At 53.7% G+C, this 19,323-nt stretch carries 24 protein-coding genes and 1 CRISPR repeat array; of the genes, 22 read left to right on the forward strand and 2 right to left on the reverse strand.

Annotated features, from left to right (window positions below):
• Window positions 1–859: 859 nt before the first annotated feature.
• Window positions 860–1,072 (reverse strand): response regulator transcription factor, encoded by a 213-nt coding sequence (locus SE18_RS19515; protein WP_054536150.1) that lies wholly within the window; start codon window positions 1,070–1,072, stop codon window positions 860–862.
• A gap of 160 nt (window positions 1,073–1,232) precedes the next feature.
• Here SE18_RS19515 and SE18_RS28265 point away from each other — a divergent pair, with 160 nt between their 5' ends.
• The 22 genes from SE18_RS28265 (at window position 1,233) to SE18_RS19625 (ending at window position 17,820) form a co-directional block, all read left to right on the forward strand.
• Window positions 1,233–2,528, forward strand: coding sequence for a formylglycine-generating enzyme family protein (locus tag SE18_RS28265; RefSeq protein WP_054536151.1), 1,296 nt, complete (start codon window positions 1,233–1,235; stop codon window positions 2,526–2,528).
• A 943-nt stretch (window positions 2,529–3,471) separates the two neighbouring features.
• The gene (locus SE18_RS19530; protein ID WP_054536153.1) at window positions 3,472–3,666 is read left to right on the forward strand and encodes a hypothetical protein; all 195 of its coding nucleotides are present in this window, start codon (window positions 3,472–3,474) and stop codon (window positions 3,664–3,666) included.
• Between the two features lie 64 nt (window positions 3,667–3,730).
• Window positions 3,731–4,249 carry a hypothetical protein gene (locus SE18_RS19535; RefSeq protein WP_054536154.1) on the forward strand — a complete coding sequence of 173 codons (519 nt, stop codon included), beginning with the start codon at window positions 3,731–3,733 and terminating at the stop codon, window positions 4,247–4,249.
• A 271-nt stretch (window positions 4,250–4,520) separates the two neighbouring features.
• Window positions 4,521–5,447 carry an ArdC-like ssDNA-binding domain-containing protein gene (locus tag SE18_RS19540; protein WP_054536155.1) on the forward strand — a complete coding sequence of 309 codons (927 nt, stop codon included), beginning with the start codon at window positions 4,521–4,523 and terminating at the stop codon, window positions 5,445–5,447.
• A gap of 58 nt (window positions 5,448–5,505) precedes the next feature.
• Window positions 5,506–5,856, forward strand: a complete 351-nt coding sequence (locus tag SE18_RS19545) for a hypothetical protein (RefSeq protein ID WP_054536156.1) — start codon at window positions 5,506–5,508, stop codon at window positions 5,854–5,856.
• A 65-nt stretch (window positions 5,857–5,921) separates the two neighbouring features.
• Complete coding sequence (locus SE18_RS19550) at window positions 5,922–6,506, forward strand: hypothetical protein (RefSeq protein WP_054536157.1); 585 nt, start codon at window positions 5,922–5,924, stop codon at window positions 6,504–6,506.
• Between the two features lie 114 nt (window positions 6,507–6,620).
• Window positions 6,621–7,259 carry a hypothetical protein gene (locus tag SE18_RS19555; RefSeq protein WP_054536158.1) on the forward strand — a complete coding sequence of 213 codons (639 nt, stop codon included), beginning with the start codon at window positions 6,621–6,623 and terminating at the stop codon, window positions 7,257–7,259.
• The gene (locus SE18_RS19560) at window positions 7,252–7,482 is read left to right on the forward strand and encodes a helix-turn-helix domain-containing protein (RefSeq protein ID WP_054536159.1); all 231 of its coding nucleotides are present in this window, start codon (window positions 7,252–7,254) and stop codon (window positions 7,480–7,482) included. The genes SE18_RS19555 and SE18_RS19560 overlap by 8 nt, the downstream gene beginning before the upstream one ends.
• On the forward strand, window positions 7,479–7,910 hold the full coding sequence (locus SE18_RS19565; RefSeq protein WP_054536160.1) for a hypothetical protein: 432 nt from the start codon (window positions 7,479–7,481) through the stop codon (window positions 7,908–7,910). The genes SE18_RS19560 and SE18_RS19565 overlap by 4 nt, the downstream gene beginning before the upstream one ends.
• 9 nt (window positions 7,911–7,919) lie before the next feature.
• Window positions 7,920–8,111: a hypothetical protein gene (locus SE18_RS19570; RefSeq protein WP_054536161.1), complete on the forward strand. Its 192-nt coding sequence runs from the start codon at window positions 7,920–7,922 to the stop codon at window positions 8,109–8,111.
• Between the two features lie 154 nt (window positions 8,112–8,265).
• Entirely contained in the window at window positions 8,266–8,490 is a 225-nt protein-coding gene (locus SE18_RS19575) for a type II toxin-antitoxin system Phd/YefM family antitoxin (protein ID WP_201783515.1), read from the forward strand.
• 110 nt (window positions 8,491–8,600) lie between these two features.
• Entirely contained in the window at window positions 8,601–8,876 is a 276-nt protein-coding gene (locus tag SE18_RS19580; protein ID WP_330218469.1) for a type II toxin-antitoxin system VapC family toxin, read from the forward strand.
• A gap of 18 nt (window positions 8,877–8,894) precedes the next feature.
• Window positions 8,895–9,071 carry a hypothetical protein gene (locus SE18_RS27590; RefSeq protein ID WP_160319530.1) on the forward strand — a complete coding sequence of 59 codons (177 nt, stop codon included), beginning with the start codon at window positions 8,895–8,897 and terminating at the stop codon, window positions 9,069–9,071.
• 951 nt (window positions 9,072–10,022) lie between these two features.
• Window positions 10,023–10,352: a CRISPR direct-repeat array (repeat unit 37 nt; unit sequence CTTGGAATGGCCTTAATCCCCGCGAGAGGATTAAAAC).
• Window positions 10,353–10,563: 211 nt separating this feature from the next.
• Window positions 10,564–10,794, forward strand: a complete 231-nt coding sequence (locus SE18_RS19585) for a hypothetical protein (protein WP_054536163.1) — start codon at window positions 10,564–10,566, stop codon at window positions 10,792–10,794.
• A gap of 48 nt (window positions 10,795–10,842) precedes the next feature.
• Window positions 10,843–11,682 carry a hypothetical protein gene (locus SE18_RS19590; protein ID WP_054536164.1) on the forward strand — a complete coding sequence of 280 codons (840 nt, stop codon included), beginning with the start codon at window positions 10,843–10,845 and terminating at the stop codon, window positions 11,680–11,682.
• Between the two features lie 97 nt (window positions 11,683–11,779).
• On the forward strand, window positions 11,780–12,964 hold the full coding sequence (locus SE18_RS19595; protein WP_054536165.1) for a competence protein CoiA family protein: 1,185 nt from the start codon (window positions 11,780–11,782) through the stop codon (window positions 12,962–12,964).
• Between the two features lie 243 nt (window positions 12,965–13,207).
• Window positions 13,208–13,750, forward strand: a complete 543-nt coding sequence (locus tag SE18_RS19600; protein WP_054536166.1) for an IS21 family transposase — start codon at window positions 13,208–13,210, stop codon at window positions 13,748–13,750.
• 327 nt (window positions 13,751–14,077) lie between these two features.
• The gene (locus tag SE18_RS28035) at window positions 14,078–14,428 is read left to right on the forward strand and encodes a Mu transposase domain-containing protein (protein ID WP_236706925.1); all 351 of its coding nucleotides are present in this window, start codon (window positions 14,078–14,080) and stop codon (window positions 14,426–14,428) included.
• Window positions 14,425–15,162: an IS21-like element helper ATPase IstB gene (gene istB, locus SE18_RS19610; protein WP_054536168.1), complete on the forward strand. Its 738-nt coding sequence runs from the start codon at window positions 14,425–14,427 to the stop codon at window positions 15,160–15,162. The genes SE18_RS28035 and istB overlap by 4 nt, the downstream gene beginning before the upstream one ends.
• 77 nt (window positions 15,163–15,239) lie before the next feature.
• Window positions 15,240–15,803: a hypothetical protein gene (locus SE18_RS19615; protein WP_054536169.1), complete on the forward strand. Its 564-nt coding sequence runs from the start codon at window positions 15,240–15,242 to the stop codon at window positions 15,801–15,803.
• A 210-nt stretch (window positions 15,804–16,013) separates the two neighbouring features.
• Window positions 16,014–16,922: a plasmid pRiA4b ORF-3 family protein gene (locus SE18_RS19620; protein WP_054536170.1), complete on the forward strand. Its 909-nt coding sequence runs from the start codon at window positions 16,014–16,016 to the stop codon at window positions 16,920–16,922.
• A gap of 139 nt (window positions 16,923–17,061) precedes the next feature.
• Window positions 17,062–17,820: a hypothetical protein gene (locus tag SE18_RS19625; RefSeq protein WP_054536171.1), complete on the forward strand. Its 759-nt coding sequence runs from the start codon at window positions 17,062–17,064 to the stop codon at window positions 17,818–17,820.
• 519 nt (window positions 17,821–18,339) lie between these two features.
• Here the strand turns inward: SE18_RS19625 and SE18_RS19630 are convergent.
• Window positions 18,340–19,167, reverse strand: coding sequence for a tetratricopeptide repeat protein (locus SE18_RS19630; protein ID WP_054536172.1), 828 nt, complete (start codon window positions 19,165–19,167; stop codon window positions 18,340–18,342).
• Between the last annotated feature and the right edge of the window lie 156 nt (window positions 19,168–19,323).

Here is a 19,323-nt window from a genome sequence, read left to right on the forward strand (position 1 = left end):
TTCTACTGTGATAGTCTTATCGGGTTTCCACCACCAACCCCAAAGCGCATAGGCAGAATAACCATTTGCACTGTAGGAAGATGTCCACATGGTAGGTTGATTTTCTTGATTCCGGCCAGTAATCTTGACTTGTTGAACGGAGCATGATCCGCCACATGCATTTCCACCATGAACCGCAACCATTGATTCATTGGATCCCCACAACGTCTGATGGGGCTGCTCGACTGTTGATTTCGCTTGGGCAGGGATTGGTGAAAGAGCGAACCTGCTAACGAACACGCAGAGCCATAGCAACGTCTGTAATCGTTTCATAGAGAATACCTCATGGGTCGCACATGAAAAATACGATGCTATGGTGATGTGCGACAGGACTAAAATCTATTAAACCATGCTGTCCAATGTGCTGTATCATCAATACCGGTATGTGTTTGTTCATAGAACAATGCAGGAATCAAGATGCTCTCATGAGTTGTTCCCACCGGAGCAGTGATATTGCGCTATCCTGTGCTATAAACCCATACCGGTATTGTATCCACAGCGGTGTGTGAAACATCCAATGGGGGAGGTTTATGCTATCTATTTCCTTCCACCCTGGTTGCCTGTGCCACCATTCCCTTTCGAACCACCTGATGATTTACCACCATATCGGCCTCCGTTCGATGATCCTTTTGCCATGACAGCCTCCTTTTACGAAAAGAATGAATCGTATTCCATTGCTAAGAATGCGTGATGGTCTATCGTTCTTTCAGCTGCTTCCTGCTCATCGGATTGACTATCAGCACGTCTTTAGAAGGAACATGATGAGCCTATCCTATTGAGCTACGATTACAATCCTGATCTGTGACCTGACCCATCAGTACTAGGCATCCATAGGATCATTGTCGCGTGTCATATAGGCAATTGTTGCCTCAACCCGTCCCGTTACCCGCAGTTTCTGATAAATGATCGTGACATACCAACGAACCGTTGCAACGGATAAACCCATTGCTGCTGCAATCTGTTTATTTGAGTATCCAGCCGAAAGCCATTTCCATAGTTCTTGTTCTCTTGGACTGAGATTGCGGGTGGTCATAAGCTTCCTCCTAATCACCCACATTCCATACAAGCTACCGTAGTACAATAGCCAACGACTACTATGTGGGTGGTATCGAAATCACATACCACCACCCTACTCGTTTACCCTGAAAATAGGGTTTTCAAGCTGAAAATTGTGCTATCAAGCAGGAGAAATCATGCCTATGGCGACCCTGAAGCAATTAATCATCGAGTATCGCAGCCGGATTCCTGACTATAATCAAGATAAACTTGCGCAGGATATGGGATATACAGCGGGGGGATTGTCCAATGTTCTGAATGGAGAAAGACCCTCAGCTATTACACGAGATTTTGTCTTGAAGGTTGTCAAAATATTCCACGATCATCATGCGATACGCTCGCGTGATGAAATTGATAGTCTTTTGGCAGCGGGTGGCTTTGCCAAACTAGGAACACAGTCATCAACTGTCGAAACGGCATTACATACGACATTTCCTGCCTTAACGCCTGAGAGGCAGGTTGTCCAGACACAGTATTCGATCCCGATACGCCGCATAATGACGGTTGGCGCAATAGTGCTTGGGCTTTCAATAATACTGTTTCTCTGGTTCGATATGCCGCAACGTTGGTCTCTATCACGCTCCCCTACGGTGCAGGCACAGCCCCCAATAATTCGTGATGGGATGGTCTATATTCCAGAGGGATCTTTTCTTCGTGGGAGTACGGAGGATGACCTGCGGTATATAGAATCCTTATGTATTGATATCAGTAAGGAGTGTAATCGCGCGTTGTTTAGCGATGAGTTACCCCAGATGGCAATTTGGTTGCATGACTATTGGATTGGACAGCATGAGGTGACAAATGCACAATACCAAATTTTTGTTGAGGCAACCCATTATGTGACTGATGCTGAAAAAAGAGGTGAAAGTAAGGTCTGGAGTCGATTAGCCCGGACGTTTGAGATCGTAAAGGGTGCTAATTGGCGATCTCCAGGCGGCCCTACGACCAGTATTGTTGAAAAATTGGAGCATCCTGTTGTTCACATAGCGTACCATGATGCTGAAGCCTACTGTCAATGGGATGGCAAACGCCTTCCCACAGAAGCAGAATGGGAACGAGCAGCACGAGGAGTCGATGGATGGATATTCCCGTGGGGTAACGAGTGGGATGCAACGCGATTAAATCATGCCTACGAAGGAAATTCATTTGGTACCAAAGCAATCGGGTCGTTTCCCGCCGGGGCAAGCAAGGATGAAGTGCATGATATGCTTGGCAACGTGGCAGAATGGACGAGTGATTGGTATTCTGGTGAATATTATAAATCTGGAGAAACACGGAATCCGACGGGGCCGAAAGTATCGACCGGACAGCATGTACGTCGTGGTGGAGCATGGAATACGCAGTCGGGATTTTTACATGCGACGTGGCGTATTGATTTGAAAGATGATACGAGCGATAGCACGGGTTTTCGATGTGTCGAAGACGGAAATTAAATCACGCTTGCGAGGATTGAGAGATCGCTATGGTCAGGATGAAATTACAGGATAGAATTAGTACAAACATACTCACCATTCCATGGTCATGGTTCGAACATCCAGAAGCCGCGCCACGGGCTATCACAGCCACTAGCAGCAGGGCCACGCTACTCATGAAAACCGAGCAGTACTTCCATAAACCACGGTGGCGGGTCTTCTTCCGCTGCTCTGCACGCCACTTCGCCAGCATAATGTATTCCCACTGCACAACGTATTTGCATAACCTCAGCTGCATCCACGAACCCACTGCACCCGCGATGCGTCGTGCGCCGCAATCCATTCGTGCCACCCCGCCAAGCATCCTGTTTCTCATTTGGCCGCGCCATCTGACCCTATGTCATGCGCCCTGCAAGCGAACCACAATCACCAAAGGTTCAAGTCATCCTTGGGCGGTTATCAGATAGTGGCCGCTGCGCGGTGGTCATTTGGTTAGTATTCAAACGCACACGGCAGTGCTGGCATGAATGCGCCGATCCACGCCTAAAAGTTGTTCTTGGGGGCGGGAAGGGAAACCATCGCCCCAAGTTTTTCCTTCCCGCCCCCAAACCCCCACCCATCCTTTCCTTCACCCTCCTCCTCTCCATCTCTCACGACCAAGGAAACTGCCGTGCGCGGCAGGCCATTAATGCGCGGAGCGCCGCGCACGAAACCGAGCGACCACGCCAGCAACTGTCCCGCAGCGGCCCGTACAGCGCGTCACAGCACCCATGCTGTGACCGCAATGAGCCAACGACAAGCCTAAAAATCGAGGCGCTGAAATGGTTGGAATTGGTCGTTTTAGGCCATTAGAAAGGGAAGAAAATTATTGACAAAGAGTTGAAAATAATATATAATACAGAGGAAATCAAGAACGGTAGCGAGTGTACCAGCGCCTCTACCGCCTAGCACAAGGGAGCCAACTATGAACACCCTCAATACCACCACCGACGTAGAGCTTTTGAGCGATGCAGAGTTAGAGGTCCGTGAGGCTGCCATCATAGCCCACATTGACCACTTGAAAGGCTATTTATGGCAGATTGATGTCGAGCGTTGGAGCCGTACCCAATTCCCCATGCCTGCTAGTATTCCCGTGATGGCCGAAGAATACGCCGCCTAAGTCGGAATGGAGAGTCACGAGCGGCCAGTCTTGGCCGCTCGCCAGGAGTGAGAGGGGAATCCCCATGCTGCCAACTACCAGCCAAATGGACTTATTCAGCGATACCGCCCCAGTGATCGCCCAACCCGTGATTGTGAAACAACCAGCCGCACCGCGTCCAATGGAGCGCATGATCCACGCAAGCCGCTGGATGGGTGTGAGCGTGGTACGCGCGGCCTTCACGAAGCCCAACAGCACGATGCTGCACCTCATGGTTGGCTCGGCATGTTACCAGTTTGGCGCACGCGAACTGCGCCGCTTGTTAGAAGATGTGGCCGATACCCACACCATCCAGATCACTGCTGACCCTAACGAGGATGCAATCCGCGTCCAGATCCGCGACACCAACCAGCGGATTTATAGCACGATGCTGATTCGTGACGGCGCATGGCACCGTGAACCCCGCGCGAAGGTTCCCGCCAAACGGCAGCGCTGGATCATGGGCGATGCAGCCTACACCGCCGCGCATGAAACCGCCTATCGCGATCTGGCCAAGAAAACCACCGCCCAAACGATTCGCGTTGTCTTGCATTCAGTCCAGTAAGCGGATACATCCATATCAGACCAAACCATGATGCACAGAACATCCCGCATAAACCCGTACAGCGCGTCACAGCACCCGCGAAACGCCCCCAACCAGCCAACGACAATCTGCAAAATCGCGGCGCTGAACTGGTCAGAAATAGTCGTTTTAGGCCATTAGAAAGGGAAGAAATTTTTTGACAAAGAGTTGAAAATGATATATAATACAGAGGAAATCAAGAACGGCAGTAAGTGTACCAGCACCGCTACCGCCTAGCACAAGGGAGCCAACTATGAACACCAACCGCAAGTCCATGTTGACCGCCGACGAACGTACCGCCCGTGATACCGAACGCCGCAGCCAGCTGGATAGCGCCTTAATGAATGGGGTTCAAGCCATTTTGGATAGTGACACCTTTCAAGCGGCCCTTGCGGCGAATGCCAAGTTTCACGCCTACAGCGCCAATAACGCCATGCTGATTTGGCTGCAAAACCCCGCTGCCCAGCGCGTGGCAGGGTTCCACACGTGGCGAAAACTAGGGCGAACCGTCAAAAAGGGCGAAAAAGGCATCATGATTTATGCGCCGCGCGTTGCCTCAAAAATTGACGCAGCGACGGGCGACGAGCAAACCCATGTGTATTTTGGGATTGAACATGTCTTTGATGTGTCGCAAACCGAGGGCGACGACATCCCCACGCTCGATTGTCCCATTTTGACCGAGGAACGCGGCCACGAGATCTATGATTGCTTGGTTGCCTATGCGACCCGCGAAGGATTGACCGTCAGTAACGACGACCAGCATGCCATGGGTGAGGCGATGGGCTATTATTCAGCATCGTCACGTTTGATTTGGATTCGCCCAGCCGCCAAAGCACAGATGGTGAAAACGCTCATTCACGAAATCGCCCACCATTTAACGGTGGGCAAGCACACCCGTGAGGCGGATGAGACGATTGCAGAGGGAACCGCCTATCAAGTCTGTGCCTGTTTGGGGATTGACAGCAGCGACCGCTCATTTACCTATATCGCTGGTTGGGCAGCGCATGAGGGCGGAACCGCATTAATCAAGCAGGTCTTAGGCCATATCCAAACCATCACCAAGCAGATCATGGCCATCGTTGCGCCAGCTGAGGAGGCCAGCGACGGCGCGCCGGAACCACCGCCACCCACCGCTGCCTCCGTCAAACGCCGCCGCACGATGACCGCGATGGCCGCCTAACGAGCGAAAAAAAAAGGCAGCGGCCTCACGCCGCTGCCGATGATAGGAGGATAAAGCCATGACCAACGATCCAGCCATGATCGACATCTATCAAACCATCGCCGCGTTAGACGACCAGATCGCCTGTCTCAACGCCGAGCGCGAGCAGGCCCGAACGACCTTAAGCGGCCTCGTCGAAGCCGCAGGAGGAAAAGTGATCCTTGATGGCGTCGCGACCATGGAAATAACCCGCCCTGCGATTGTGATGAGCTACGATCGGGCAGGATTGGAAGCGCTGGTACGGAAACTGGTGGCGAATGGGCGAGGAGGGATTGCCGAGATGATCGAAAAGCAGCGCAAGCAGCACCATCGCGCGGGGAGTTTGCGAATTACCAAGACACGTGGAATAGCACCCAACGAAGCCGCTTAAAACAATGCGCTGGTCGTGTAACCAGCACGACCAGCGCGTGTTTAGTACCCAAAGGGAACCAAACTATGAACGCATTAATTGTACCCGAAGCCGCGCGCATGCGTCAAGCGCTCTATGCACAAATTGCCACCACCACCAGCGCCCGCGACCTGCATGCCCTCGCCCGTTCGTTATCAGCCGTTGAGCGTGCCGTAGCGTTGATCGCGGCCCAGCATCCGCAGGCCATCGACGACCTATCCGACGACGTGGCGCAGTATATCCTTGTCTCTGATGGGACTCGCCGCTACCGTGTGACCGTTGGCCACAATGCGGCAGGAATCCCGTGGCAGTGTCCATGCCCACAAAAACGACGAGGCTATAAGGATACATGCATCCATATGATCGCGGTTTCGTTGTGGCTCGCAGCGGAACGTGAACGCCAGCGCCAAAGCGCTCATCAGTTTGCTCAACACATGCTCAATGTGGCCATCACGGCCTACGAGGATGCAACCGAGCACCGCATGCGCTGCGAAGAACAGCTCGCCGAAGCGCACCGCGTGGAAGCCCAAGCGTGGCAGATCGTCTCTGAGCGACGTGAGGATGTGGCACGCATCGAGCGGCAGGCTCCCCCACCGATGATGCCACCCCAGCATAATCGCGGCGCTGCATAAGAGCATCCCTGTGCCATGGTGGAGTAATTTCACCATGGCGCATCCGCACGTTAAGGAATGATGTTTGAGGAGGAATTAAGCAATGACCCATAACTATGACCGATGGAGGCGTGTATGGCCCGACCGACCGACCGAACCTACGCCGATCAGGGCATTCCTGGACGGGTGAAACAAAGTATCAGCCGCACGACCGGACAGCCCGTGACCCTGTACGTTGCTGAGCAAGCAGGGATCGAAGCAGATCACCCGTGGGTGGTGGTCTGCGAAACCCATCAAGAACAAGCGAGCTATCCAACCTTACGCCAAGCGGAGCAGCATATCCCACTTGGCGATTGGTGCGCCGCCTGCACGGCGGCACCGAAGCGAACGCCGACGGTTATCGCCTATGGCGCGCCCGCAAACCCGCACAAAGGTCGTCGAACAAGTCGCTTTGTGCGGGTTCATGGAGATCGATTTCTGGCATTTGGCAAGGATGTCTATGATCATCTCGGGAATCCTGACTGGATTGGCCTTCAAATGAAAGGTAATGCGGTGATCTTGCTGGCTGCCGAGGAACCAGAGAAACACGGGCAGGGAATTTATAAGGTGAAGCCGAGTAGCCATACCGGAGTTGTTTTAACGGTGAAAACCTTCCTTACTGAACACCAGATCGCGAATGGCAAATACATTCCGGTGTTAACAGGCAAGACCGTGCGGTTTGTGCCGGATCGGACGACTGATCAGGCAATCACTGGAGAAGCGGAAGATGCATGAGTTATTATCGACGACCCAAGTCGCCAAACTGTGTAAGCTCTCGCAGCCGATGATTCATCAGGAAATCATGGCAGGTCGCCTCGTCCCCAGTTTCAAATCAGAAGGCAAACAGCGCACCCGCTACCTGTTTACGCGCGAGGATGTGTTGGCGTATCAAGCCTGGCGAACCGCGACGTATAACGAGCAGTTTGACCCGCTGCCGGAAGAGGAGGATACGGCATGAATCCCACGACTATCCAGTGGTTTTGCGTTGGTATGGCCATGGGTTGCTTGTTCGTATCCATCATCGCAGCAATCGTGTATTGGCTGCCGGAATCCGATCCACCGTTCTGGTCTCGGAATGTTGCGGCTCGCAGTTTTATGGCGGCGATTGCCTTCATTGGGGTGAGCATCCCTACCTGGATCGAGCCAGCCGCAGCCGCCCGCTTTGAATTCTGGCTGCTGCAGAGCCAGCGGCCCATGACTGGTACAGCGCTGTGGTGTTTTATCCTGGCACTGGTCAGCATCGGCATTGCCGTTGGTGCAAGCATCGCCGCGATCTTCAGCGAATCGGATTGGATCGGGCGATGGCAAACAGTGGCCAGGTATGCCCGCAGGGCATGTCTCTCCGCCATTATCATGTGTATTGTTTTTTGGAATCTTGGCGCATAGGGAGCAATAATGAAGGATTTGCTGGTGATGCTCGCCATCTGGCTGTTTTATGGCTGTATCCTTGGCTCGGGAATCGCCACGATTATGAGTTTTTTTGGCCCGCTGGAGCGCATGCTCTGGTTTCGCCGCGCATCATTCTATCTGATACGGGCTGCAACGGTGGTCGGTGTAGTGTTGACAGGACTTGTGTTGTTAGGCTAGCCAGCGCGCCCCGCTCTCGGTATACTCGGCATAGTGTGAAAGGAATCAGGATGGCCGAAGCATTGACCGAGATTGACACCGAGGATCAGCGCACACACGATGTTATGAACGATCCATTGGAGCTTCACGGCGGCTAACCGACTACAAGGAGGATATGATGACGGTAATTGACATAACGAAAGCGCAGCAGCAATTAGCCGAACTGATTGAGGCCGCCACCCAAGGCAACGAAGTGATTATCACGCGCCCTGATGGCAGTGCCGTCCAACTGATTCCAGTCGCCACAGGCACGCCCCAGTTTGGCAGCGCCCGTGGCAAGATTCGCCTGCGTGCCGATTTTGACGACCCGCTTGCGGATGGGATGGAGGATGCGGCATGAGGTTTTTGCTCGATACGCATACGCTGCTCTGGTATTTGGCAGGTGATCCGCAGCTGCCCGCAGCGGTGCGCGCGCGGATTGAGTAGCCCAACGCCCAGCGCTTAGTCAGTTTGGCCAGCATCTGGGAAATGGCGATCAAAATCTCGTTGGGCAAGCTCGATTTGGGCATGTCGCTGCGTGAACTGGTGCATGAGCTGGTGCCGCAGAATGGCATGCTGCTGTTTGGGATTTCGACGCTGCATCTGGAGCAGATTGTCACGCTGCCGTTTCATCATCGCGATCCGTTTGACCGCATGTTGATTGCCCAAGCTATCGTGGAGCAGATTCCGATTCTTGGGCGGGACAGTGCGTTTGATGCCTATCCGGTGCAGCGGTGGTGGGGCTAGCATCGAAAGGAGCCAGTGATGGGTGACGAGTGGCTACCCGACCCACGGGTGCGGCGCATCGACTTGGATGATCCGCTCATCATGCTGCTGCTCATGGAATTGACGCAGGCCGAACGCGACCGCACGGGCACGGGAACCCTGATGGCCGTCCCAATCATTCAGGCAGCCCACACAGCGATGATGGGTGACCCGTGAGGATAAAGTCAGTCCCGGTAGTAGGTGTCGCTGTAGGAGGATGCGATGCAGAAATTTTGTCGCTATTGCCATACGAAATTAGCGGTTTCAACCACGGGGTTGCAGCATCACGAAGCCCACTGTGCAGCGAATCCAACTCGCCAGGTGTTCCCGACCGCGCATGCAACGACGAAGCGCAAGCCGAAGCGATGGACATGTCCCGTGTGTGCGACGGAAATTGACTACTGGTGGCGTAAGCGTCACCCGTGTTGGCGCCAGGAGGATCGCGCACGCGGTATCCCGCACGACCAAGCCGTTCGCAGCCCATCAACAGGCGAGACAGACGCACTGCCCTGATGCTGTGCGAGCGGCGTGGAATCAACTTTCGCCAAGCGGAGGCAGGCTTTCGCCTGGTGTGGGAGTCGCTGGAAATCACCATGGTGGCCGTCCAAGGGTGATTACTCGTCGCCTTTACCAATGACCGCAGGTTCATAGAGATTCTGAGCCACCAGCTCCATCCATTGCGCACATGCACTGAATGAAGCGTGCGTGCTACGGAAACCGCATGCGCGTTGCAGCTCCGTGTTGCGCGAGGGCCACTGATTTGGTATGCTATGGGCCTCGACGTTCTCGCCACGTAACGGCGAACGCGCGGTTCATGGGGTGAACTGCGCGTTTTTGTCTCATGGTGGCCAAGCGTAGCCGTCAGGCATATATGGTGTGTCGCACGCACGGGACATCGCTACGGGAGAAAGTGGCAGTGGTTGGTGTAGCGATGAATACGGTAAGCACGGTGAAGGCGGCATTATAAGGCGATTGACAGATTTGGTATAATGGACACAGATTATGAAACAACCACTCTTTGTTTGACATAATTATTACGTCTGTATCCATCATGTCTGGTGATGATCACGCAATGCCTCTGAATGCGGCTCGTCGAGCAGGCGCATTTGCAAACGTGGACACAGAGGACTTGGAATGGCCTTAATCCCCGCGAGAGGATTAAAACTCGACCAGTTCAAAGAGGCTAACCAAAGTCAACCTCCTTGGAATGGCCTTAATCCCCGCGAGAGGATTAAAACGATTGGATTCATGAAAATATAAAATTTCTTACCAACCCCTTGGAATGGCCTTAATCCCCGCGAGAGGATTAAAACAAGCCATCAGACTATCCTCCATAACACTATCAATGCGCTTGGAATGGCCTTAATCCCCGCGAGAGGATTAAAACTAACTGTTACAGTTGGAGTATTAGTTGGTACCAGCTTGGAATGGCCTTAATCCCCGCGAGAGGATTATCATTAACGAACCAGCGCCCATCACGACGCTGGTTTTTCTTTTGTCCTGTATCCCTCACGATGCTGGAAAGAATGCAAGGTTTCCTCACCCATCGATGGCCTAGCATGAGCGCTTCCCGAGGGCCGTGACGAAGAGATTTTTGCATTTCGTTTCGCCCATGCCAGAAATTGCGGTTGTGTGGCTCTGGATAGGATGAACCTAGAAGGAGATAATCATGCAAAAAGCAGAAGCCTTGGCCCATATTGATGCAATTATTGCCGACTTGTCGAATGGGGATCTCTTCGATGCGGTTGGTGAAGAAGGATACTTGTTGCTCCGCGAGGCCTTAGAAGTGGTGCAGCTAGCGTTACAGGGAAAGATATTCCCAACGGAGGCCAACCAGCGGCGGCTCATGGAGATTATTAATCAGCAATTGACCAACCCGCCGGATGCCTTCCCGAATTGATAGGCTGGCCCATGAGAAGCGGGATGCCGTGTTTTGGAGGATGGCCCTATGCGTTTGTACGACCGTTTGTGCTGGAAAATTGGCTTGCCCCCCATGCCCGTGATCGATGCCTCATCGATTGCCGATGCCATCGACGCGCTGCCTGTTGATGTTCCGCGCTATCCTAGTTCCAGCTATGGAATTGTGGCACCGCCATTTCATGCGTGTTTCGTCGAAGCAACGACCGTGGGCGAGTCGGGAGCTATCGTTGGCCAACGGGGTGTGCTATTTCGCGCGACGACCGATCGCATTCACCCTACAACCCCTGACCGAACGCGCTGGACTCTGACGCTTGAAGCCTTTATGTCCATTAAAGGCCAAGGGACGTATGGGTATCAGCAGCTGGCGGTCGTTTTTCTGGATCGGCAGGGCAAGATTATCAATGACATGTTGAAAGGGGTTCCGCTGCTGCCCAACCCCACCCAGTATGCGAAGATTGGCCAAAGCCGTGTGCCAGGCGCGGCACTGCATTGTGTCTATAGCCTGAAGGCGATTAACGCGATGCATCTATCCTGCCCCGCTGAGCATCTGACTCCAACGGATGACGAACGGCGGCACTATCAGCGGAAAGCGGGTGCAGGGAGTGAGCCAACCGAATATTACCTCTTGAAGGTCCGGCCACGCGCCAAAGGAGGCTTTGAGACGATTGGCCATGGGCAAGCCGAGGAGCCACGCCGCGCCCATGTGGTGCGGGGTCATTTTAAGTATTATGACCCGGAACGCCCCATGTTTGGCCAAGCTGGCAAGCATGGCATGATCTGGATTCCCGATCATACCCGTGGTGACGCTGAACGTGGATCGATTGCGAAGGGCTATCAGGTTCAGCCGCCAGCGCATGAACCATCCTAACGCATCCATGGTGCTTAACTCGTATCGTTTTTGGTAGAATGAATGGGTATTGCAACGACTGGTTAGTATTCCCTTTCATGCGCTGAAAGGATCACCCATGGCCCATACCCTTACCGAACCACAATGGGTACTCGTTGATGAAACCCTGCATGCGCTTGCTGATTTTGCGCACCTGCCTCCCAGCAAGCGCCCAGCTGCAATCTGCCCCGTGTGCCGTGAACCGGTATTGCTCAAGCTGGGTACGAAGCGAACCCACCATTATGCCCATTATTCAGGGGCCACCTGTGCCACCACGAACCCAGAAACCGCCCTCCACTTAAATACGAAATGTTATCTTGGCACGCAGCTGCGGGATGCCTCGGCGCTGCGGATTGCGATCCCATGTCAGAATCGTTGTGGTGCCTGGTCACGACGGCCTTGGCTGCAAGACTGGGATACGGTTGCAATTGAATATCGTATGGATAGTTTTCGACCCGATATTGCCCTCATCCGACAAGGGAAGGTGGTTGGGGCAATTGAGGTTGTGGTGACCCATCCTGTTCATGAGGACAAGCAAGCCTATTTTGCCCAAGAGGCTGTCGAGTGGATTGAGGTTGCTGGTAATGTGCGACTTTATGAGGGGCCTATTCCATGGCGACCTAACGCGTCACTCCTGATTATCGAGGGTCGCGGCAGCCCGCCACGTTGGATGTGTACGCGATGTCAAGCCGCAGCAGAAGCCGCTCAGCGTGCCGCCGAGAAGGCGCAGATCGCACTGCTGGCCGCTCAAGCGCAAGAAGCCATTGCCCAAGAGAAGGCGCAGGCTGAACTGTTGGCCATGCAAGCGCAGAAAGCCGCTGCCGAAGAAAAAGCACAAGCCCAGGAAGTCGCCGCCGAAGAAACGGTGCAGGCTGCACAAGGAAAGCCGAATCGGGAAGAAATCCGGTTCGTCAAGCTGATCGATTTTTATTTTCCGGCGGGAAAGAAAGTCCGTGAAGCCTATTACATTCTGCATCATTATCACAAGCATGTTGTGACCCAGATTGTGCTCACGACCGCGAGAGGAGAGGTGATTGTGCATGTGCGTGCATCACAACCGAAAGCCACCATTCAGAATGGCCTTTTTATCTATTTGCAACAGCATGTCAAACGCTATCTTCGGCAAGCGCAGCCGATCACGTATGATGGTTCTTGGGGCTGGCAGCCCTGGGAAGACGGCCAGTTGCTCATGGCCACGAATACCCATCGGTTTCCATTTCGCTACGTGTGGGATGCAACACAACAGCGGTGGGTCGATGCTTGACTAAAATAGTGCTGTGATAGGATGGTGGTTGTAGGGCAACTGCGATGAAGATTGTTTCGGTATAGCTAGGAGAACATATAATGACTTCAGAGGCATGGGTTGCGATAGTAAGTATTGTTGTAGGTGTATCAAAGCCAGGCTATACTTGACCCAGATCGCCAATCGAAATTGACCCAGCCCTAATTCGGTCTACACTCTCGTCATCTATCCATGACGGGAGGGCCGATGCTTAGGAGCAACACCGTGCATACGATTCGTGATCTGTTGGCACAAGGCTATTCGATTCGGGCCATTGCCCTCGAAACTGGCATCGCCCGCAATACCGTGCGGAAATATCTTCGTGGTACGCCCGAAGCCGCACCCCGTCCGCGTCGGCCATCCAAACTTGATCCCTTCAAGGCCCAAATTCGTCAGTGGTTGACCGAGGATCGCCTCTTTAATTGCGAAACCATGTTTGAGCGGCTCAAAGCCAGTGGCTATACGGGTTCCCGCAGTTTACTCAAGCTCTTTGTGCAGCCCTTGCGTCCACCACGGCCTGGTCGTCGTCCGGTGCGCCGCTACGAAACCACGCCAGGCGAGCAACTCCAGATTGATTGGGGGGAGTTTCTGTATGAACAAGATGGCCAGATGCACAAACTCTATGGCTTTACGGCGGTCTTGAGTTATTCACGGATGCGCTTTGTGTGTTTCACCAAACGCAGCGATACCGCATCGCTGATCCGCTGTCTGATGCAGGCCTGTCAGTATCTGATGGCCTGCCCCAGACGATCTTGGCCGATCGCATGAAAAGTGTGCTCTTGCAGATGGATGGCCGAACGCCTGTCTGGAACCCTCAATTCGCTGATTTTCTGGCGGCGATTGGGGTGACTCCACGGGTCTGCCGACCCTATGCCCCCCAGACCAAGGGCAAAGTGGAGCGCTCGATTGGGGTGATTAAACAGAGTTTCTGGCCGGGTGTTCGGTTTACCGACCTCGCGGATCTCAACGCCCAAGCGCAGACATGGTGTGATCGGCGCAACCAACGGGTTCATGCCACAACCCATGTTCCACCGCTTGATCGCTGGGTTGAGGAAGGCCTCCGCCCACTGCCCAGCGGCTTTGCATGGGAACGGTTTGCGCTTGAGGAGCCGTCGGGTCACCAACGATGGGTTTGTCTCCTTCGATGGCGTTTTGTATGGCGTGCCATCCAGCGCCCACGCAGCAGGACGGGTTGTCCAAGTCGGAGTCCGGCATGGGGATGTTCTGATCTGGTCAAATGGTCAGGAAATTGCCCGCCATCCCATGCGCTTGCGCTCGGGAACGCAGGTGCAGCATCCGACCCAGTTTGCCGGAATCCTTCCCGCAAGCACGCATGCGCCCAGCCCGACCCCGATTGGTCATCAGGTCACCGCACCGCTGCCCGTGCGACGGTCATTAGCCGAGTATGACCAGATCTATGGGATTATTGCGGAGGTTGGCGCATGAAAACCGTCTGTGCAGCGTTGAACTTGACGACCTTGGCAAGCGTCTATGCCGATGTTTTGGCCGAAGCCCGCCAAGCCCAGTGGTCGTATGAAGAACTGTTGACCCGCGCCTTAGCGGTCGAGGTCGCTGGCCGCCAACAGCGTGCCCAAGAACGCCGCTGGCGAGCTGCACGGTTACCCTTTGCCGCACGGCTGGAGGCCTTCGATTTCCGGTTCCAACCAAGTGTGTCGGAGCGCATTGTCCGTGAATTGGCCAGCCTCAGCTTTATCCAGACCGCGACGAATGTCGTGTTCATGGGACCACCAGGTGTCGGGAAAACCCACTTGGCCTGTGGGTTAGAGTCCGCTGCCTTGGACGCAGGCCATAGCGTACAGTTTGTGACCTTACGGGAACTGGTGGCGCAGCTCGATGCCCCGACTGCGCGAGGTGGTATGACGGTCGTGCGGCGCTACCGCCAGCCAACGCTGCTGGTGATCGACGAAATTGGCTATACCCGGCTGCGGCCTGAGCATGCCCATGCGTTGTTTGACCTGGTAACCGCTCGCTATGAACGCCATCCGACCATCTTAACCAGTAATTTGACCTTTGCGGAATGGGGCGGCCTCTTGGACGATGATGTCTTGGCCACTGCCATGCTTGACCGCTTGTTGCATCATGCCGAGGTCATTCCGATCAATGGTCGGAGTTACCGGATGCGCCAGCGAACCTTAGGTGACACCACCACCGGAGCTTAATTTTGTGAGGGTGGGTCATTTTTCCCTGACGATCTGGGTCAAAAAAAAACTGGCCTTGACAAGGTGCTGCTTTCTCTATGGGTACGATGATCATTATGACAAAGGAACGGCGGTCTCCGCTGCGTCAGGCGCTGTATACCAAACAATTAGAACTTTATTTTGAGTTAGTTCATCGTATTATCGAGATAACCAATCTTATTTCTGCCACCTTAGAAGATGCAAGCGGCTATTATCACAATGAGTATATTAGGGCTGCAATGATGCATGAGCCCGAGAATTGGCTTGAGGAGGAACTACCGGGTGACTATGAATCGCAAATCGATTATAAAACAGTAAGGCCCACAATCGAACGGTTATATGATGAAATTACGGCAAAGATGGAGGTTTGGATAAACTTTCTGCCTGAACAAATAAGCCGTGATATATGGATGTTCACGCAGTATATCTATGATCATGGAATAGATCCTGAGAGAGATTCCGATTATTTTGATGCTGATAACTCCAAAGAATTCCTTGATAAACAAACAAAAAATATTGTTACAGGTATTCAACAGCACCTTGGTATTGATGAACTTTCGAATGATATTCTTGATCTCTTTAAATCTCGGCACGCACATAAAAAAGGCCAGAAGAAGCAGTAATACCATGACTTTGGCTACGACGGGCTACTACATTACCCTGTATAGGAGTGATATAGGCCAGCCCAATGTCTCAGCGCGCATCGCGACGCTAGTTTTTTTATTATCCAGTATCCTTTACGATAGTGGAAAAGACGGATATTTGCCTGCATGGCCACGCATGGGGTAGTATAGCCAGCAGCAGAAAAGAGCGAGTATCCAGAGTTGATCCCTATGACTGATGGGCGAAAAAAGAATGGTGGCCGTCGTTCGGGTGCTGGCCGCAAGCCCAGCTTAAACCCCATCGCCGCCGTGCGGTTGCGCGATCCCGCACTTCAGGCGAAGCTGGTGGACTTGACCCGCCGCGAGCGCGAGGCAGAAGGAGACGCATTCATCAGTCAAGAACAGGTGATTGCGATGCTGATTGAGGATGCCCATGCCGAGCTAGTGGCATGGGATTCGTTGGCCCAGTCCTCGACCACGCTACCAGCAATGATTGATTATCCAACAAATCAATTATTGCCATCGCCAGCACTGCATGCCTCTATGCGCGAGCAATCGCTGCTCGGACCGAGCAGGGCCACCGCCTTGCCGTGTGCCTATCAGCTGGTCATTACGATTGAGGATGTCACGCCACGAATCTGGCGGCGGCTCGTCGTCACCAGCGAGACGACCTTGGCCCAGCTGCACACGTATCTCCAGATCGCCTTCGAGTGGGACGACGTTCATTTGCATGAATTTCGGCTGCATGGCGCGGTCTGTGACGAGGCGATGACATTAGGGCAGCTGGGGGTGCGGCATGGCGATCTCTTTGATTATGTGTATGACTTTGGCGATTACTGGCTCCACGCCATCGCTATTGAGGATTGTACGCCGATGAATCCCCGCGCACGCTACCCCCGTTGCACGGGCGGCGCACAGCCTGGACCCGAAGAAGATTCAGGCGGCGCCTACGCCTACACGCAGAAACTTGCCCGATCACGGCGGGCCAAGGCAGCGGCCAAGAAGCGCACGAACAACGCCGGAGGAACCAGCAAGACCAAGAAAAAGTCCGCGACGAGCCAGCGGACATTCAGTCAGGCGACCGTCAATCGACGATTGGCGGCGTTTTGTGCGGGCGATCCGTTCTACGCAGGCGCGTGATTGATTCGGCGAGGAATCAATCATGGCGTTGTTTTAGCTGTCGATGGAGTGCCGACGATGGCTGCGCCACCGAGCAATCCCGCAGTCCAAGCCGATGGAGCGGATAACGGTCGTGCGTAATGGACAGGAGGAGCATGCCATGAATGACGGAGCTGGAGGAGCAGCGATGCGTGATCGAATACCGTGTGTGGCGGCGTTCATGCGCACCCATAGACGGTCACTGAATGTCAGTCTTTTCACGATTATCATCGCTGGGTGTATCCTGTATGGACATCCTTCGCTGGATAGCTATCAAGCGAGTCTTCTGTGGGGACTCTGTAGTGTGATTGGGTTAACGGTCGTTGTCGGTTTCACGATCGTGTATCGGCTCCTCCGCGCGGTCGAAACCCGCCTCGTTCAGAGTCGGCTCCCGTGTGTTGCGGCGTTCATGCGCACCCATGGACGGTCACTGAAGATCAGTCTTTTCAGTATCATCAGCTGTGGGACTATCCTGTATGTCGATCCTGTGCTGGATAGGAAGCACGCGACGATCCTGTGGGGGCTGTTGCTTGCGGGTGGTTTAACGGTCGTTGTCGTTGTGAAGAGCGTGTCTCGGCTACTCACGTATGGCATCCAACGACGCGTGAAGAAAAAGCAGGGCATTGCGTTTATTAATAGGTTAAGTAGCCGAGACCTCTATACCATGCTTGATTTAATGGATCATGACCGAGATGTTTCGCACGTACCATTTGGGAATGCGACGATATTCCAAACATTATGTGATTTAAGGATCATCGCAAAAAAAGAAATGCGCGTGGGGAACGAGCGTTCATCGCGGTATGTCGTGACTGATTGGGCCAAAGCGCGTATCCTTAAGGAGGTACAGCGGGTGTTTGGTGATAAAAAAGAGAACCGTTGACGCGCGAGCGGGATACCAGCGATGCTAGCGCAATGGCCATGCGGTTCTGGCTGATCCGTCCATGGGCGCGTCTGTATCAGGGACAGGACTACGACCGCCGACCCATGGTGGTCCCATCGTGGATGTCAGTCAGGCTGTTTTGCGTGGGCGATCCGTTCTATGCGGGTGCATAATTGATTATGCGAGGAATCAATCATGTCATTGGTCAGGCGGGGGAATTGAGCGTAGCAACCCAGCTAGCTCCGAAAATAGGTAGCGAACGGGCGTGCTAAATAATGCCGAGCGAGGGTGCAGGTCGATTGCATCAACATTCGTTCTTAAGTCTTACAAAATTATGGAATGAATTGGTTGCAAGCGAAAGAAAAAGCGCCTGACGAGCGCATGGTGGCCAGCGGTGGCGCAGGTATGTGATGATCAATCGACGATTGGCGGCGTTGTACGCAGGCGATCCATGGTATGCGCGTGCATGATTGATTCGGCGAGGAATCAATCTTTGCTGATTGTTCACATGATGGACGGTCATGATTCGCTGGCCGAGTGGTTAACTTCACTTGCGGGAGCCGGATCGGCAGTCATGCGGTCATGATAGTCTTTTTTTAAGGCATCCACCCGCTCCAAGAGGGCCGCCGCAATGACGAGCCGTCCATCGAACTCATAGGTTATCGCAAGGCTCCCCATGAGCATAATCGTGTGGATGTGGTGCTCGCCTAAGAGACGGGTACGGATGGCGAGCGCCCGTTCAAGGTAGGGAATCGCGTCTGCATAGAGGCCCTGCCGTTGGAGTGCTGTAGCAAGATTAATCAGGGCCATGGCGGTGTCAGGATGGATGGGGCCATCAAGCCGTTCGCAGAGCATGAGGGCATGGGTATACAACGCTTGAGCGATGACAAAGTTGCCAAGCATTTGATGGGTAAATCCTAAGGCGGCGATCGACCGTTTGATTGCTTGGCTATACCCGCCATCGATGTGACTTTGGGCCTTGATTAATCGCTCATAAATCGGTTGGGCTGCCGCAAAGTTCGGTTGCCGTTCGAAGACTTTTCCCAACCGAATCAGGACGGAAATGATCAATGCATCATCGCGTTGGTGCGATTGGTCATGGATCTGCAACAACAGCGTATAGAAGGACTGGGCCTCGTGCTTATGATTGCTCTTTTCGGCGGCCATGCCGAGGTGATCGAGAAAACGAAGTAGCTCCGCATGCGTTGGTTCTGGTGAACAATCGTGGTAAAGAGCGGAGGGATCGATCGGCAAGGCCGCGACCATGGCCGTCAGTGCGGTAGCATCGACATCAGGGAGTATGGTGGTCAGATGGGTGATCAGGGCTGCATAGGTTATCACTGGCATTGCTCCCTTCATTGGTCTCGTCAGGTTGGAGCGTGCGCGTTCGGTGTGGGTAGCGATCCACGACCATGAGGAGCCTGCCTCAACCACGCTGCGCAACCATAGCACGATGCGTCGATCTGGATACTCCCCCATGCAGGTGATTTTTCATTCACTCAT

Origin of the sequence: Herpetosiphon geysericola (genome assembly GCF_001306135.1) — a bacterium.
In the GTDB taxonomy this organism is placed as follows: Bacteria; Chloroflexota; Chloroflexia; order Chloroflexales; family Herpetosiphonaceae; genus Herpetosiphon; species Herpetosiphon geysericola.